Consider the following 16,035-nt stretch of genomic DNA (forward strand, 5'->3'; position numbering starts at 1 on the left):
GTTAGCCCAGGGGTTAGTCGTCGGTTTCGCCGGTCAGCCAATCCAGACCAAGGCCGGAGGCGCCGCGTATTCGTACGGGAAGACGGTCCGGGCCGTCGGGCTCCTGTTCTTCCAAAGCCTGAACCGGAGTTGGCAGTGCAGGTAGACCGACGTCTTGCATCAGTGCGGATGGCGGCGTATTGCGGTTGTTGGAGACCATCATGTCCAACGAGCGCACGGCCGGGTTGCTTTCGTTATATAGATTGGTCGAAGCGGTTAAAAAGGTTGCCTTGCCTTCGGTGGTGCCGGAGGCGACGCCTTTGTTGCGCCCGGGCTGGTCGCCGGTACTTTTACTGAATTCGGATTTGTTATGGCACAGTGGATTGCCATTCCCGAACACGCTGCCGGCGGTTTTATCAGCGTCCGCTGAGCGGGCAATGTTGGCATAGGGGATAGGCACCACAGAGTTTCCGCTGGGTGTGAGGCAGACGTCAATGGTATTCAAAACGCCGTTGGAACCGGCGTGAACGGCACCACGGGCGTTAAATTGTACGTTGTCAGCCACTGAGACCTCCTTTTTGCTCCGGGGCTTGGGTTGTGGGGTGAGATGCGTTGTTCATTGGGACATCCAGCACCATGAGCTGGTAGCGGTTGTCCAACGATTGGTGGAACATCCATTGGCGCGTGGCTGGCGGACACGGCAACCGTTGCCGCCCCAACGCACACAGGACGTTCAAACCAGGCCCGGCACTGCCGACGTAACCAAAGCCAAGCACTGCCGGCAGCGATTGGATGCGGTCGAACGGCGAGGGGCAGGGATACTGGTCAAGCCAACGTTGCCAACGCACTTCGTGCTTTTGACCGGGATCCAGATGAGCAACCAGAGCCTCACTATAGGGATTGAATCCGGTCAATGCGGGCTGTTCGCGGTCGAGCGGCGTCAGGGCATCGGTATGGATGGTCAGGCGGGGTTTGCCGACACCGGGCTGAGAGTCCAGCCGGACAGCGGTGGCGGCTTCTCCGAGGATCAGGCCCGCATCGAAATAGCGGGTGGCAACCCGCCCTGCCAGTTTTTTTACAGTCGATTGGTTAAGCAGAGAGTCAGCGCTGAGCCATATAACGGTCTGGTTCGGTTCAATCGCCTGCCAGTCTTCGGGCCGGTGCAATGGGAACCAGAGGGCGTGTTCACACCATCCAGCCAGGGCCAATTCTCCGGCCAGTTCCAGAGTATGGATCAGGTCGGCCCGCAGTCGATCCCAATTCGGTGTCGGGTTGTGACATGAGGCCAGGTTCAGCGCCAGCACGGCATCATCAGGCCAACTGTCGGCCGTATGCCACAGGCCTGCCAAGGCATCGGCGGCCAATTCCAGGGTGCGATGGTGGCCGTCCGCGCTGGGTGGGCCGAGCGGGCGGGCGAAACACGGCAGCTCCATGCCCTGAAACCGAACGGTTAACTCGTCGGCCTCATCCAGATCGGGAGCATGAAAGCTGCCTTGCCGAGTGGCCAGGGTGGCATAGGCCCCGATAGGAGTCTCTCCGCCCAGTGTTCGACCGTATGCCTCGGTCACGGTATAAATGCGTTCAGGCATCGGGGCTCTCCTGTCGGCGCGTGGGCGAGTCATCATCCAGCTCGACTTCCGCTATATAACGCTCGGGCAGACCGTGGAAGGCATGACGGTACAGAACATGGAACTGCTGGCTTTCGGTCTCCACGATCAGGGTGTCGGCGGCGAGAGAGAGGCTCTGCTCACTCTCGTCCCTGACGGCCACGGCCAGCCGGGGAATCCGCAGGTCAATCTTCAACGGTTGATGTTCAGGCAGACCTTTAGTCAAACCGGTCAGCGTCAGAGTGCCGTCCCCTTCCAGCGGCCGGTCGAACCATTGGTCACCCGGGGCGCTGTGATACGCTGTTTCGGGTAGCGGCCCGTCGTAGGGGTAGTCGCCTCGAGCGGCTTTCTCGTCGTTCATGCCACTGAATGCTTTTTGCCGGGGCTGCCAGTGCGATGGAAGCGGGCCAAACCCCTGGGGTTCGCGACGTTGGTTGGGGCGGGTCATCAGCCGCTTTGGATTTTCCACTTGGGGCAATGGCATGCCTTTGCTGGCAACGCGGCGTCCGGCACGCCCGAGATACCCCACCCCGACCGGGTTGGTTGGGCAGGCATCGTCCGGATCGTCTGGGTGATGGCCACCATAAGCGTATTCAAAACGGATAGGCAGATCACTCAACTGTTCTGGCTCGGTGGGGGTCGCGCCGAACAGGGTGTTTTTCCACACACGACGACCGATCACGGCCAGTGACTTGTCCCATTGAATGCCGTTGTCCATCCTGAGTTCGGCGCTCACCTTCACACTGGGGCGCGGACTGGCGCACCAGGCATGGGCGTACAAAAGAATTTCCGAACCGGCCTTGAAGGGAGCGAGGTCACTGGCCAATTCGAGAGCACGCCCAACAGCATCATCGTCGGGATATTGGTCCTGTTCACAGAGTGGAGCGCTTTGTTCGAGCGGGGTTACACAGCCATTCTGATCGGATTGATAGCTGGCCTTGACCACCAGAACGTGGGCCGATTGACCATCCGCGGTCCACCCCGGGGTTATCGACGCCTGGTAGTACGGATGAGGACGGGGTTTGATCAGGATCATACTGTGGCCTCCCGCAGAGCGCGAACCCGACGCCAGTGGCACTCCGTGTGGCGGGTGAAGACGGTACCGCCGCTGTCCACCCAGAGGCTAAGCGCGGCCGGTCGCGCCCACTCGCCGAAAAAGAGCCCCAGTTGCGGGCGAAAGGGGCGTTCTGTGTGGTCCTGGCCCAGGCACAACCGCCCTTGGGGTTGGTGTTGTTGCAGCCAGTGCTGAGCCATTCGAAAATCCGCCAGTACTTGCTTTTTCTTATTCGATGCCGCTGGCAGGCCCAAGTCCGCTCCTGGTACACGCGACAGCCGTTGCCCGGTCAGACCATACCAGGCGGCTTCTGTTTGCCGGTTGTCGGCGGGATTACGCAGCAGATTGAGACAAAATTCGAGGTGGGCCGACTGGCCATGCACCGCGAGCCAGAAGGCTGGAATGTGGCCGTCTCGCACACCGAGTTGCAGGACATCGTTATAGTCAGGGTCGCCACTGACCGTGGCCGCGCACAAAGCGTCGGTCGAGTTGGGGTTGGCGATCAACCAATCCCGCAGCATCGCATGGGCGGCGGTTTTGTCGGTATCGACCAGTCCGCCCAGTACTAACCAGAGCAAATCCTCCTGACGATCGGGGTCGGTAAAGCTGTCGCGAATTTCGGACGAAAAATCAGTCCAGTCGGGGCATTCCAGTCGCACCCGGGCTGCAATCTCACCGAACTGGGCACCTGTCCAGCGCAGGGGACCCGCCAACTGTTCCGGCGAGGTGCTGTCCGGCCAGTAGGTGAGCAAGCGCCAGTACAGGGTTTCAGATAAGTCTTCATGCTGTAATAACGCCTGGATTACCGGTCGCCAGTGGCAAGCACCGGTAATGTCGATGGCCTTGAGCAAGTCCTCGGCCCAGTCCGGGACACCCGCCGACATCAGATCGGCTGCTCTTTGTTTTGCTTCGGCCTGGAATCCGGGCTGGAAGGCAAGAAGGCACAGGTTCAGGAGACGGTGCTTTTCATCGGTGAGGTCCGGTTCCGTCACGGTTTCGGACAGGCCGAGTAAATAGCCATACAGTTTGTGTTCAATGCCCGACAAATGATCGAGCTCGGCAAGATGAAATCGGACCAACCGGCGATCGCGAGAACGCAAAGCGCTGTTGGCTCCATCGAGGTGTGGGTGGTTCATGGCATCCCTGATCGCGAAGAAGTGGTCAGCTTGACCAGGTGGGTCAGTTGAGGTGAATCTCTCGTCCTTCGAGAGTACACAAATCGTCGATTTCGGCGTTCAGGTCCCGGCCGGCCAGCGTTAGCCGACCTTCGGAGCTGAGTTGTATCCGACCGGCGACAACCTGCACTCCGTCTCGATCAATCAGAAGGCTGTTGGCATCCACCTGGAGCAACAGGCGGTCGATGCCCTCGGGAAGTTCCCAGCGGGCCGCGTTGCCGTGCAGACGCATCGAAGGAGTCACACAATCGCCGTCGTCTGCGATTACATAGGCGACCCGGGCTGTTCCGTCCTCCATAACATCGGCCATGACAACATCATGGACGCTCACCAATAGGCGTCCAGCCTTGTCAGAGGGAACCGGGACGGGTTCGCCATCGACGGCTAACAGGCGGCAGCGCCCGGAATCCGTGGTTTCAAGGACGACGGCCTCGCACCGTTTTTGTACGCTAAGAGACTTTTGGGAAGAAGGAGAGAATGGAATTACGGACATAACGGTTTGCTCCTTTTTCGTTATGGGTACTGCAATATTCCCTGTGCGGCGAGCCCGGCTCCCTGTTTCCTGAACCGCCCCACCCTGGATGGCAAATTAAAACGGGTGAAATCTACCCTAAAAAAGACTCCTCTGGGAACATCTCATATCGATTTTCAGTCGCTGGTTCATGTTTTTGTGAGGGCTGTCACTCTATTGAGATGTTTGGCTTTTACTCGTATTTACCGGTCAATCCGCACTCATCAGAGTCGCCAGAACGAGCTGTTCGAACTGCTGGGCAAACCGATTCACGATGTCCTCCGGGTCCGGCACCAGCTTGGCATCCGTGGCGACGCCGAACAGCACCTTGTCGTTGTAACTCAGTATGCTCACGCCCATGGCGATTTCGCCGCTTTGCGGTACCCAGAACATGACCTCGTCGACTTCCGACTCGCCCATGTACAGCGGGTATGGCGGCCCCGGGACATTGGTCATCACGGCGCTGGCCTTGGCCGCCAGCATGCCCAGAACGGTTTCCTGAAGGATCGTCGGGCCCACACCCACGGTGCCGAGCAGTCCATAGGCGAAAACCGGCTCCACTGAGTCGCGCAATTGCGCCATGCGTCGTTTGACCTCGAACACACGTTCAAGCGGATGCTGGATGCCGATCGGCAGTTCCAGAAACACGAGGCCGAATTTATTGCCCAGGCCAAAGTCGCCCTGCGGACGCAGGTTGACCGGCACCAGGGCCCGTACATTGACCCGATCCACCGAATCGCCCTGCTCCACCAGATACTCGCGCAACGCACCGGACACGCTGGACAACAAGACATCGTTTACGGAGCAATTCAGCGTTTTGCCGATGGCCCTGACCTCCTTCAGCGGAATGGGCTCCATCCAGGCAAGCCGCTTGTTGACGCCGGGTTTGCCCTTGAACCGTGTGGGCGAATCCGCCGGCATGGTGGCCAACTTGGTGCCTTCGGCCGCGTAGCGGGCGCCGGTGCGGGCGTATTCCATCGAGGATTTGACCGGGTTGCGCATCAACGCCAGACCACCGCGCAGAACACCGGCGCCCAGTTTGGCGGTGCTGTTGAACAGCCCCGAGACCGGGGCGACCAGGGAATAGAAGAGATCTTCGTGGTCTTCCGTCCGATGGGGTAACACCGTTGGCGACGCCGTCATGGGGTGGGTGTCGGTCAGCGACAACAGCACCCGCATCAAGGCGATGCCGTCGGCATAGCAATGGTGAATGCGCACGATGACGGCCGAGCCGCCGTTATACCGTTCGACCAGATGGAATTGCCACATCGGTTTTGTTGAATCGAGCGGCGTGCTCATCAAATCGCTGGCCAGGTCCATCAACTCCGCCCGGCCATGCTCGCCGGGCAGCGCGACGCGGTGCACATGCCGCTCGATGGCAAAATGCGAGTCGTTCTCCCAGTACGCGGTATTGCCGGAGAGTACCGGCCGTTGACGGAAGCGTTTAAACGCCAGGAAACGGTCTTCCACCCGGTTGCGCAGAGTCTCGAAGGGCAGCGGGTCGTGCAGCATGATCAACCCGGTGATCATCATCAGATTGGTGGGCCGATCCATACGCAACCAGGCAGTATCGACATTGGACATCCGTTCGCGCATTGAGCCATTCCCTCCCACGCGAGAAGCACACAGCGGTCAAGCCTTAACGCTACTCCCGCTCTCTCCCAGCGATGCTGACCTGGATCAAGCGGCCGAACGGTTTTTGATTCGCCGTTCTCCGGATCATGCGTCAGGCTCTATTTTGTCTACAGCGTAGACGTTATGAGCCATTCCCGCCCGCTACATTGGCGATCAGGCTGGCTCGGTCATGCCCAAATGCCGCAGAGCCGCCTGATGGGCACCTATGGACACCCCAACCAGAGGTCCGTCCGATCGCATCCCGCTGGGTTCAATGCTCACCGGGCGCGGTGTACGGGCTTCAATAACCGCCTTTAGGCGGTTGAATGCATCCGATGCGTCCACTCGAGGCCCACCCAGCACCACCAGAGCCGGGTTCAACAGCACCGTGGCCATCGCGATGGCGTGACCAACCGAAGTCAGTGTTAAGTCATCCCAGGGTTGGCCGGCCTGGCGGTTGGTCAGGCTCAACAGCGTCTCACCGTCGGGTGTCTGTACATAACCGATCTCTCCCGCCAGCCCTTCATTGCCGCGCTGCAACCGGCCGGACTGGTAGAGCCCGGCGCCGATGCCCTGCCCCAGATAGACGTACAGAAAGTCATCCGCATCACGGGCGCAGCCCAACGCCTTCTCAGCCAGTGTGGCCCAATTCACGTCGTTGTCGAGCGTGACGGGATAGCCGGCGGTATCGAAGTCCTTCAATAGGTTCAAGTCATGCCCGACGGGAAACGGTGAATCCGGCAGTGGCACCACCTCCCCGGTCTTCGGATCCACAGGGTCCGCCACCGAAAAGCCAAGCGACAACAGCTCGGTACCGGTCTGTTCTCGGCCCAGCGCGATCATTTTATGGACCAGCGCCACCAGATCGTCCGGCGACCCGGCTGTCGCCAGCGGCACCTCGTGCCGCCAGACTTCACCGGCTTTAAGATCCAGCGCTCGGGCCTGCAGCCGCCCGCTTTCCAGGGCGATGCCGAGGCTGTGGCCCCGTTCCGCGTTGATGTCGTACAGCACCCCGCTGCGCCCCTGATGCCCTTGAGTGCGCCGACTTGTCTCAACAATCAGCGACTGAGCCAGAAGCCGCTGCGCGGATTCGGAGATGGTCGGTTTGGAAATCCCTGTCGCCTGAGCGATGGCGGCCCGGGACATGGGGCCCTGTTCGAGCAGGCAACGGAAGAACCGCCGGTCGGTCATCGTCGCCAGTTCACTGGGTCGGGGGAGTCGTCGCCGGGTATCCGGACGGGCCATCGGTTCTCCTAACGTAACTAAACGTAACTTTTTGCGTGGAAGGCTTTACCTCTACGAGCGATCAGCATACCTTTTCACTATTAGTTAGGAAAGCTTACTTACCTGAGGTGATCGACATGACCGACACTCCTTTTTCCGCGACCCTACCCGACGATGTACCCGAAGCGATTCGCGCCATGAAACGCCAGTTGCGCGATCAGATCGGGGACGTCCAGGCGCTGTTCGACGAGGTCAGTGCCTTTATCACGTCCGAAATCGAGGATATAGAAGCCCGCAAGGCCCGGGGTGAGCCCGTCTGGCCGGTGATCGACTATGCGGATATCGAAGCCGGTCGCGTAACCGACGAAGAGATTCGACTGTTGCATCGCCGGGGCTGTGCGGTGATCAAGGGGCATTTTCCGGCAGAAACCGCTCGAAACTGGGACCGGCAACTGGTCGACTACGTCGAGCGCAACGACTTTGACAACCAATACTGCGGCCCGGGCGATGACTTCTTCGGCACGCTCGCCGCTTCCCGACCAGAGATTTACCCCATTTACTGGTCACCCCCGCAGATGGAAGCCCGTCAGAGCGAGCGCATGGCGGCGGTTCAGGTGTTCCTGAACCGGCTCTGGAAGCATGAATCGAACGGACAAACCTGGTTCGACCCGACGCAAAACTGCATCTACCCGGACCGCATCCGCCGCCGACCACCGGGCACCACCTCCAAGGGCCTCGGCGCCCACACCGACTCCGGCGCACTGGAACGATGGCTGTTGCCGGCCTACCAGAAGGTGTTCCGGCACCTCTACAACGGCGATTTCAGCCAATACGACCCCTGGGACGCCGCCTACCGGACCGAGGTCAACGAATACGCCGGCGGCACCACCCTGTGTTCCTCGTTTCGAACCTTTCAGGGGTGGACGGCCCTGTCGGACATGAAACACGACCAGGGCGTGCTGTTCACCATTCCGATTCCGGCCGCCATGGCGTACATACTGCTGCGGCCACTGCTGGACGACGTCCCCGAGGACGAACTGTGTGGCGTCAGCCCGCGTCGAGTGCTGCCAGTGAGCGAGCAATGGCACCCTCTGTTGATGCGCGGCAAGACCACCATCCCGGATGTAGTAGCGGGCGATTCTGTCTGGTGGCACTGTGATGTAATACACGGGGTGGACCCGGTGGAAGATCAGCAAGGCTGGGGAAACGTCATGTACATTCCCGCCAGCCCCTGGTGCGAGAAAAACGTCCAGTATGCACGTCAGTGCAAGGAACGCTTCGAGCGGGGCGAGTCGCCGGACGACTTCCCGGCGGAACACTATGAAACTGAATGGGAAGGGAGATTCAGGAGCAGCGATTTAAATACCAATGGAATTCGCTCATTTGGTATCTAACTCAGACTCTGTTGATTTATCTTGGGTTTGGGGATATCGATTACGCCGATATTCCCAAATTCTCGCACAGTTCATAGCAAATATGGACATTATTGCGAGTGCATAAAGGGTTAACAAGGCGATGGCAGAAAGTTCACCACCAACAATTGCTACGGTTTTCAATTCCAGAACGGAGACCATTATCTCTGCCCCGACGACAACCAGCAGTGCGATGGCTATTGAAAATAAATGCTGCCTCCAACCACGGGGCGCGATCCACATGTATAGTTTCTTGTAAGGGAGAATAAACCACGCCGATAAAAATCCAGCTGAGATAATCATCAGCTGGAATATAAGCACTGGATCGTCGAACATAGCTTAATACTGCTCTATATAGGGACAATTCATGATTATACCTTAACGGGTTAATCCTGAATGTTCCAATCAGATTAAAGCGAACGCCCCTGATCCACCTGCTGCGCCAGCAGCATGGCTTCGTGTTCTTCCATTTCCAGCAATGACTTCATTACCTCATGGGCATCGGCAGTTTCGGCCTTGCCAATCAGGCTCTTGTAGAGGTCGATGACCTGATCGTGGTAGTCGAACACCTCTTTGCAGATGCCTTCGTAGTCGAGCTGGCTGTAGGCCACGCTGCAGGTACGGTGCGAGGTAACCGGGCCGTTGGCCAGGTAGTCGTAGACCCGGGTGTTGAGGGTGTTCTCGCTGGTCTGACGTTCGTAGGCCTCGACCACCTTTTCCAGCCGGTCTTCGTGATCGGCCAGGTATTCGAGCAGTGCCTTTGCCTTTTCGTCCTTCTGTTGGTCCATGCTCTCGCGCATGCAACGCGCCAAGTGGTGGTGCAGCTCCCGGCTCCAGTCGATGAGGTCCTGAAAGCTTTTGATATCCATTAGGTTTCCCCTGTTCAGCAGGCTTTGTCCCTGTCTATGCGAGCCAAACAGAGGATTTCAACCGGGTGGAAAATCCCGGGTTAGCGGCTGGCGGCCGCCACCCAGTGCATCCAGTCGATCATCGGCGTCGGGTAAATGCCGAGCACGACCACCAGCATGACGACCCCGACCACCACCAGGCCGCTCGGATGCCAGCCCCAGGCATCGACGGCATCGCGGCGGCGCATGCCGGGTTCGACCAGATACAGCGTCACCATCACCCGCAGGTAATAGAACAGGCCGATGGCGCTGCCCAGGATGACACCGACGACGAGCCACCATTGCGCGGCCTCCACACCCAGGGCGATGACGTAGAACTTGCCGATGAACCCGACGGTGAAGGGAATGCCCGCCAGCGACAGCAGGGACACCGTCAGCACAGCGGCCAGATACGGCCGCCGCCAGAACAGACCGCGATAGTGGTGCAAGGCGGCCGCATCCTCGCCCTTGTACGGGCTTGAGACCAGGGTGACGACCCCGAACGCCCCCAGGTTGGTCAGCAGATAGGAGATCAGATAAACCCCGGCCGTCTCGACCGCCAGGCCCTCCCCGACCACCAGCGCGACCATCAGATAGCCGAAATGGGCGATGGACGAATAGCCCAGCAGCCGTTTGAGGTTCGATTGCAGCAACGCCAGCAAGTTACCCGCCAGCATGCTGACGAACGCCAGCACGACCAGCACCTGTTCCAAAGCCCCCGACTGGAACGCCGGCGCCGCCAGAATCAGCCTTAATATAACGACGAACACCGCCACCTTGCTCGCGGTCGCCAGGAAGGTGATCGCCGGGCCGGGCCCGCCTTCGTAGACATCGGGCGTCCACAGGTGGAATGGGACGATGGAGAGCTTGAACCCCAGCCCAACCAGGATCAGGCCGACCCCGGCCAGCGTCCAGAGGCTGCCGCGCGAGGTCATGCTCGTGACCAGGCCCTCGAAATCGAGGCGGCCGCTCTGGGCGTAGAGCAACGCCATGCCGAACAACAGGAAGGCCGTCCCGGCCGCGGACAGGATCAGGTATTTCAGGCCGGCCTCGAGCGAGCGCTGGTCACGATAGGTGTAGGCCAGCATCCCGTAGAGCGGCATCGACATCAGCTCCAGCGCGAAAAATAGCGTCGCCAGATGCTGACTGGCGGACAGGGCCAGCCCGCCGCCGACGGCACACAACAACAGCAGATAGAATTCCTCGCGGGCGCCGGAATAGCCGCCCAGATAATCATGCGCCAGCGTCACGCAGGCCAGCGCCGACACCAGAATCAGCACACTGGCCATGTAGGTCAGGCCGTCGAGCACGAAATAGGCCGTGCCCGGGATGCCCAGCAGGCTCAACCAGCCAAGCGACAGCAGCGCCAAGTTCAGACCGACGGCGGTGACAATGGCCGTTGCGCCGTGCTGGCGGCGCCAGGCGATCCCGACCATGATGGCCACAGCCGTGGCGCCCACCAGCATCAGCGGCATCAGGGCGAAAACATCGTTGAACGTCTGCATCAGCGCCCTCCCCCGGCCAGTTCGGCCACGCGATCGGAAGGCGTCTCATTGAACACTACGGACACTGCGTTGGTGACCGACTCGGTGGTGTCCAGCAACGGCTGCGGGTAGAGCCCGACCCAAAACACCAGGGCCAGCGTGAACAGCATCATCGCGAACTCGCGCTTGTCGAGACCGCCGAGCCGGCTGTCGTCCTCGGGCGGCCCGAAATGCACCCGCTGCATCAGGAACAGCGAATAGACCGCCGCCAGCACCAACCCGCCACAGGCGATGACGACCATCACCGGCGCCACCGGGAAACTGCCGAACAGCACCATGAATTCGCCGACGAAGTTGGCGGTGCCCGGCAGGCCGAGCGAGGCGGCGACAAAACACAGCGAAAACGCCGGCAAACTGCCCAAACGCCCCCAAAGTCCGCCCATCTTGCGCATGTCCCGCGTATGCAGCCGCTCGTACAACTGCCCGCTCAGGATAAAGAGCGCGGCGGCGGAAAACGCGTGCGCGACCATCAGCACGATCACGCCCTGCAACGCCAACGGCGTACCGGCGTAGATGCCGATCAGCACAAAGCCCATGTGGGAAATACTGGTGTAGGCGATCAGCCGTTTGATGTCGTTTTGCCCACAGGCCAGGATGGCGCCGTAGAAGACGCCCACCACGCCCAGCGCCATGGCCACGGGCGCGAAATTCTGTGACGCCTCGGGAAAGAACGGCAGCGCGAAGCGCAACAGGCCGTAGGCCGCCGTTTTCAGCAGAATGCCGGCCAGATCGACCGAACCGGCCGTCGGCGCCTGGGCGTGGGCGTCCGGCAGCCAGCCATGGAACGGCACTACCGGCAGTTTGACGGCGAAGGCCACGAAAAAGCCCAGCATCAAGATGTTCGCCAAGGGTTCCGATAACTCGGTGCCCAGCAGCGCCTCGTAGCTGAAACTGTAGCTGCCGGTCTGCGCCTGATGGGCGAACACCAGCCCCAGAATGGCGACCAGCATCATCAGCCCGCTGGCCTGGGTGTAGATGAAGAACTTGATGGCGGCGCGGATCCGCGTGCGACCGGCCGAGCCGCTGTGGCCCCACAGCGCGATCAGGAAAAACATCGGCACCAGCATCATCTCCCAGAATAGGAAGAACAGGAACAGGTCGATCGCCAGGAAGACCCCGACCACCCCGCCCAGGATCCACAGCAGGTTCAGGTGGAAGAAGCCGATGCGGCGATTGATTTCCCGCCAGGAGCACAACACCGCCAGCACGCCGAGGAACCCGGTCAGGGCGATCAGCACCAGCGACAGCCCGTCCAGCGCCAGATGGATGGAAATTCCGAAGCGCGGAATCCACGCCCGTTGCCATTCCAGCGCCCAGGTGGCGGTGTCGCCGGGCAGGTTGAAGTCGCGCGTCCACCACAGCCCGAGCGTCAGCACCATCACCAGAACCATGGTCAACAGCGCGATCCAGCGCGGGATTTGCTCGCCCCACCGTTCGGCCTGCCACGACAGCAGCCCGCCGATAAAGGGAATCAGGATCAACCAAAGCAACGTCATCGTAAGCCGTATCCTTGTCTTATACTCAAAGTCTCAAGCCCAAACCATCAACAACACCAGCACCACGGCGGAGCCACCAACCATCCAGGTGGCGTATGCCCGTAGCTGGCCGTTTTGTGTGCGTGTCAGCCCCGCGTTGAGCCCTTTCGCCACCCAGGCGGAGAGCGCCAGCAAGCGGTCGAGCCAATCCGATCGCAGCCCATGCACCAGCGCCTGATAGGGGCGCACCAGTGCGCGGTGATAGAAACCGTCGAAGCCCCAGGCATGGTTCCACAGCTGCCAGAGCGTGCGGCCGATGCCCCGCTGAACAACCCGGGCGAGCCGAGCGCGCTGGGTGATAAACAGCCAGAGCGCGAAGGCGAGCGCCGCCAGTGTGATGCCGGAAGCCAGGATCTCGAGCGTGAGATGACCTTCATGCACATCAGCGGCCGGGCTGGGCGGCAACACATCGGACGCCGGGGGATGCAGCAAGCCGCCCAGGAAGGTCGACAGCGCCGCCAGGGCCACCAACGGCAAGCCATGGCTGAAACCTCGCCCGTGTTCCGCGTGCGCCGCGGCCTCGCTGCGGGGTTCGCCGTGGAAAATGCCGACCACCAGACGCACCGTGTAGATCGAGGTCAACACGGCGCCGATCAGCCCGGCCGCGAGGAACCCGTAGTTTCCGGCCGCGAATTCCTGCCAGAGGATCTCGTCTTTACTGAAGAAGCCCGCCGTGACCAGTGGCAGAGCCGCCAGCGCCGCCCCGCCGACGACAAACCCCATGTACGGCAATGGCAGAGTGCGCCAGAGCCCGCCCAGCCGGCGCATGTCCTGCTCGTGATGGCAGGAGACGATCACAGCCCCGGCGGAGAGGAACAGCAGCGCCTTGAAGAACGCATGGGTCATCAGATGGAAGATGGCGGCGTCGAAGGCCCCGACGCCGAGCGCCAGGAACATGTAGCCGATCTGGCTCATCGTCGAATAGGCCAGCACCCGTTTGATGTCGGTTTGCGCCAGGGCCGCGAAGCCGGCGATCAGCAACGTCATGGCGCCGACGACGCCGACCAGTTCCAGCACCTCGGGCGCGAGCAGGAAGATGCCGTTCAGGCGGGCGATGAGATAGACCCCGGCGGTCACCATGGTCGCCGCGTGGATCAGCGCCGAAACCGGCGTCGGGCCCGCCATGGCGTCCGCCAGCCAGGTGTGCAGAGGCAGCTGGGCGGATTTGCCGACCGCCCCGCCGAGAATCAGCAGCGCCGCCCAGGTCGCCATCGGGTCGCCCTCGCCCCAGATCACCGGCGCCCGGACCAGGATTTCCGCGATGTTCAGCGTGCCCAGGTCCCGGAAGATCAGGAACAGGCCGATGGCCAGGAAGACATCGCCCAGGCGGGTCACAATGAAAGCCTTGAACGCCGCCCAGCCGTTGGCCGAGGTCTTGTAGTAATAGCCGATCAGCAGATAACTGCACAGGCCGACGCCTTCCCAGCCCAGGTACAGCATCAGGACGTTGTCGCCCAGCACGAGCAGGATCATGCTGAACACGAACAGGTTCATGTAGGCGAAGAAACGGGTGATGCCGTCTTCCCCGCGCATGTACCAGGACGCGAACAGATGGATCAGAAAGCCGACGCCGGTGATGACGCCGAGCATGGTGATCGACAACCCGTCCACCGCCAGGCCAATGGTGGGTCGGAAATGGCCAACCGTGATCCAGTTCCACAGCGTCAGTGTCTGCGCCTCGCCGGTGCCGGACAAAAAACCAATGTACAGCCCCAGAGTCGAGAGCGCCGCCACGCCCACCGTGGTCACGCCCACAGCGGCGCTGGCCGACTCGGACCAGCGCCCGCGCGATAACGCCAGCACAGCGGTGCCGGCCAGCGGCACGGCAAACGTCAGAACCAGTAGTACACCCATCCAATCGCTCATCATCCGTGCATCCTGTTGGCGGCATCGATATTCAGCGTCTGGAAGCGCCGGTAGAGCTGCAACAACAGCGCCAGCGCCACGGCGGCCTCGGCGGCGGCCAGAGTGATGACCAGCAGGAACATGCCCTGCCCCTCCGGCTGGTCCCAGGCCGTACCGCCGACTACGAAGGCCAGACCGGTGGCATTGAGCATCACTTCCAGGCTCATCAGCATGAAAATGAGATTGCGGCGGATCATCAGCCCGATCAGCCCGAGCGAAAACAGAATCGCGGCCAGGATCAGGCCGTGTTCCATCGGTATCCCGTTCATTCGCGCTCCCCCTGAAACGCCGACAGGCGCCCGACGTGAGAGGCCGTAACCAAAGCGGCCAGAAGCAGAAAGGCCGCCAGTTCCACGACCAGTAACCAGGGCCCGAACAGCAACTGCCCGACGGCCTTGGCGGTGAGCAGATCGCCATCGATCAGCCGACCGTCTCCGGCCTCGATCAGCATTGTGATCATCACCAGCATCAGCACCCCGGCCAGCAGACTCGGCCCGAGCCAGGTTTTGGGCTTCAACCAGGCCCGCTCCTGCTCCTGCGTATCCTCACCCAGGTTCAGCATCATCACCACGAACACAAACAGCACCATGATCGCCCCCGCATAAACGATGATCTCCAACGCCCCCGCGAACGGCGCCCCCAGCGCAAAGAACGTCATCGCCACCGCCAGCAGCGACACGATCAGATACAGCAGCGCATGGACCGCGTGCGTGCCCGAAATGACGCCCAGCGTGGCCAGAATGGCGACCAGGCCGCTTAGGTAGAATGCGAGTTCCATTGTGTGCTCCTGGTTGTTGTTTGTGTTGGCACAGGTTGCTCTCGTAGGGCAGAAGAGCGGAGCGACATCTGCCGTGGGTCGCATACGGAGCCTATAGCAAGGTTCCTGGGCAGAACGTTCTTCCGACGGCAGATGTCGCTGTCGCTCTTCTGCCCTACTTGTTCAGTGGCTCCTACGGCATCAACCCCTTAACATTCACCGGCTCCGCCTCGTTGTACCCCCTACCCTTATCCTTACCACCAATGGCCATACCGGCCACCTTGTAAAAGTGATAGTCGTGGTCCTTCCCGGGCCCGTTGATCAACAAATCCTCCTTCTCATACACCAGCTCCTGCCGCTTGTACTCGGCCATTTCCACATCCGGCGTCAGCTGGATGGCGCTGGTCGGGCAGGCTTCCTCGCACATGCCGCAGAAGATGCAGCGGGAGAAGTTGATCCGGAAAAACTCCGGATACCAGCGGCCGTCGTCTTTCTCACCCTTTTGCAGCGAGATGCAGTCCACCGGGCAGGCCACGGCGCAGAGGTTACAGGCGACGCAGCGCTCCTCCCCGTCCGGATCCCGCGTCAGCACGATGCGGCCCCGGTAGCGTGGGGGCAGTTCCAGCGGCTCTTCCGGGTACTGCAAGGTTTCCCGCTTGCGGAAGGTGTGCAGGAAGATTTTGTAGATGGTCCGGAGTTGGGTGCCGGTGCCTCGTATCAGCCAGCCAAGCATGATTCACCTCCTCGAAATATGTGCATATTCGACCCCCTGGATAACCGTATTAACCCCATTTGTAGGGCCGAAGAGTGATAACGACATCGGCCGTGGAA

At 60.9% G+C, this 16,035-nt stretch carries 16 protein-coding genes; 1 reads left to right on the top strand and 15 read right to left on the bottom strand.

The window, feature by feature from the left end; translation table 11 throughout:
• Nucleotides 1-13: 13 nt before the first annotated feature.
• From IE111_RS09875 to IE111_RS09905, 7 genes are all read right to left on the bottom strand, one after another.
• The gene (locus IE111_RS09875) at nucleotides 14-544 is read right to left on the bottom strand and encodes a DUF4150 domain-containing protein (RefSeq protein ID WP_189608382.1); all 531 of its coding nucleotides are present in this window, start codon (nucleotides 542-544) and stop codon (nucleotides 14-16) included.
• Nucleotides 537-1,568 carry a hypothetical protein gene (locus IE111_RS09880; protein WP_189608383.1) on the bottom strand — a complete coding sequence of 344 codons (1,032 nt, stop codon included), beginning with the start codon at nucleotides 1,566-1,568 and terminating at the stop codon, nucleotides 537-539. The genes IE111_RS09875 and IE111_RS09880 overlap by 8 nt, the downstream gene beginning before the upstream one ends.
• Nucleotides 1,561-2,622: a DUF2169 family type VI secretion system accessory protein gene (locus IE111_RS09885; protein ID WP_189608384.1), complete on the bottom strand. Its 1,062-nt coding sequence runs from the start codon at nucleotides 2,620-2,622 to the stop codon at nucleotides 1,561-1,563. The genes IE111_RS09880 and IE111_RS09885 overlap by 8 nt, the downstream gene beginning before the upstream one ends.
• Complete coding sequence (locus IE111_RS09890) at nucleotides 2,619-3,776, bottom strand: hypothetical protein (protein ID WP_189608385.1); 1,158 nt, start codon at nucleotides 3,774-3,776, stop codon at nucleotides 2,619-2,621. Before IE111_RS09890 ends, IE111_RS09885 begins: the two co-directional genes overlap by 4 nt.
• A 43-nt stretch (nucleotides 3,777-3,819) precedes the next feature.
• Complete coding sequence (locus IE111_RS09895; RefSeq protein WP_189608386.1) at nucleotides 3,820-4,125, bottom strand: hypothetical protein; 306 nt, start codon at nucleotides 4,123-4,125, stop codon at nucleotides 3,820-3,822.
• Nucleotides 4,126-4,536: 411 nt separating this feature from the next.
• Nucleotides 4,537-5,922, bottom strand: coding sequence for a WS/DGAT/MGAT family O-acyltransferase (locus IE111_RS09900; RefSeq protein ID WP_189608387.1), 1,386 nt, complete (start codon nucleotides 5,920-5,922; stop codon nucleotides 4,537-4,539).
• A 192-nt stretch (nucleotides 5,923-6,114) separates the two neighbouring features.
• Entirely contained in the window at nucleotides 6,115-7,185 is a 1,071-nt protein-coding gene (locus IE111_RS09905) for an ROK family transcriptional regulator (protein WP_189608388.1), read from the bottom strand.
• Between the two features lie 116 nt (nucleotides 7,186-7,301).
• Between IE111_RS09905 and IE111_RS09910 the strand changes: the two genes are divergently transcribed.
• Complete coding sequence (locus IE111_RS09910; protein ID WP_189608389.1) at nucleotides 7,302-8,558, top strand: DUF1479 domain-containing protein; 1,257 nt, start codon at nucleotides 7,302-7,304, stop codon at nucleotides 8,556-8,558.
• Here the strand turns inward: IE111_RS09910 and IE111_RS09915 are convergent.
• From IE111_RS09915 to nuoI, 8 genes are all read right to left on the bottom strand, one after another.
• Entirely contained in the window at nucleotides 8,544-8,912 is a 369-nt protein-coding gene (locus tag IE111_RS09915; RefSeq protein ID WP_189608390.1) for a hypothetical protein, read from the bottom strand. The genes IE111_RS09910 and IE111_RS09915 overlap by 15 nt on opposite strands.
• Nucleotides 8,913-8,986: 74 nt before the next feature.
• On the bottom strand, nucleotides 8,987-9,445 hold the full coding sequence (locus IE111_RS09920) for an ATPase (protein WP_189608391.1): 459 nt from the start codon (nucleotides 9,443-9,445) through the stop codon (nucleotides 8,987-8,989).
• 80 nt (nucleotides 9,446-9,525) lie between these two features.
• Nucleotides 9,526-10,968, bottom strand: coding sequence for an NADH-quinone oxidoreductase subunit NuoN (gene nuoN, locus IE111_RS09925; RefSeq protein WP_189608392.1), 1,443 nt, complete (start codon nucleotides 10,966-10,968; stop codon nucleotides 9,526-9,528).
• Nucleotides 10,968-12,503 carry an NADH-quinone oxidoreductase subunit M gene (nuoM, locus tag IE111_RS09930; RefSeq protein WP_189608393.1) on the bottom strand — a complete coding sequence of 512 codons (1,536 nt, stop codon included), beginning with the start codon at nucleotides 12,501-12,503 and terminating at the stop codon, nucleotides 10,968-10,970. The genes nuoN and nuoM overlap by 1 nt, the downstream gene beginning before the upstream one ends.
• Before the next feature lie 33 nt (nucleotides 12,504-12,536).
• Nucleotides 12,537-14,396 carry an NADH-quinone oxidoreductase subunit L gene (gene nuoL / locus IE111_RS09935; protein WP_189608394.1) on the bottom strand — a complete coding sequence of 620 codons (1,860 nt, stop codon included), beginning with the start codon at nucleotides 14,394-14,396 and terminating at the stop codon, nucleotides 12,537-12,539.
• 11 nt (nucleotides 14,397-14,407) lie between these two features.
• Nucleotides 14,408-14,716, bottom strand: coding sequence for an NADH-quinone oxidoreductase subunit NuoK (gene nuoK / locus IE111_RS09940; protein ID WP_189608395.1), 309 nt, complete (start codon nucleotides 14,714-14,716; stop codon nucleotides 14,408-14,410).
• The gene (gene nuoJ / locus IE111_RS09945; protein WP_189608396.1) at nucleotides 14,713-15,225 is read right to left on the bottom strand and encodes an NADH-quinone oxidoreductase subunit J; all 513 of its coding nucleotides are present in this window, start codon (nucleotides 15,223-15,225) and stop codon (nucleotides 14,713-14,715) included. Before nuoJ ends, nuoK begins: the two co-directional genes overlap by 4 nt.
• 172 nt (nucleotides 15,226-15,397) lie before the next feature.
• Nucleotides 15,398-15,937 carry an NADH-quinone oxidoreductase subunit NuoI gene (nuoI, locus tag IE111_RS09950; protein ID WP_189608397.1) on the bottom strand — a complete coding sequence of 180 codons (540 nt, stop codon included), beginning with the start codon at nucleotides 15,935-15,937 and terminating at the stop codon, nucleotides 15,398-15,400.
• Between the last annotated feature and the right edge of the window lie 98 nt (nucleotides 15,938-16,035).

It is taken from the genome of Saccharospirillum salsuginis (assembly GCF_014651855.1).
Lineage (GTDB): Bacteria > Pseudomonadota > Gammaproteobacteria > Pseudomonadales > Natronospirillaceae > Saccharospirillum > Saccharospirillum salsuginis.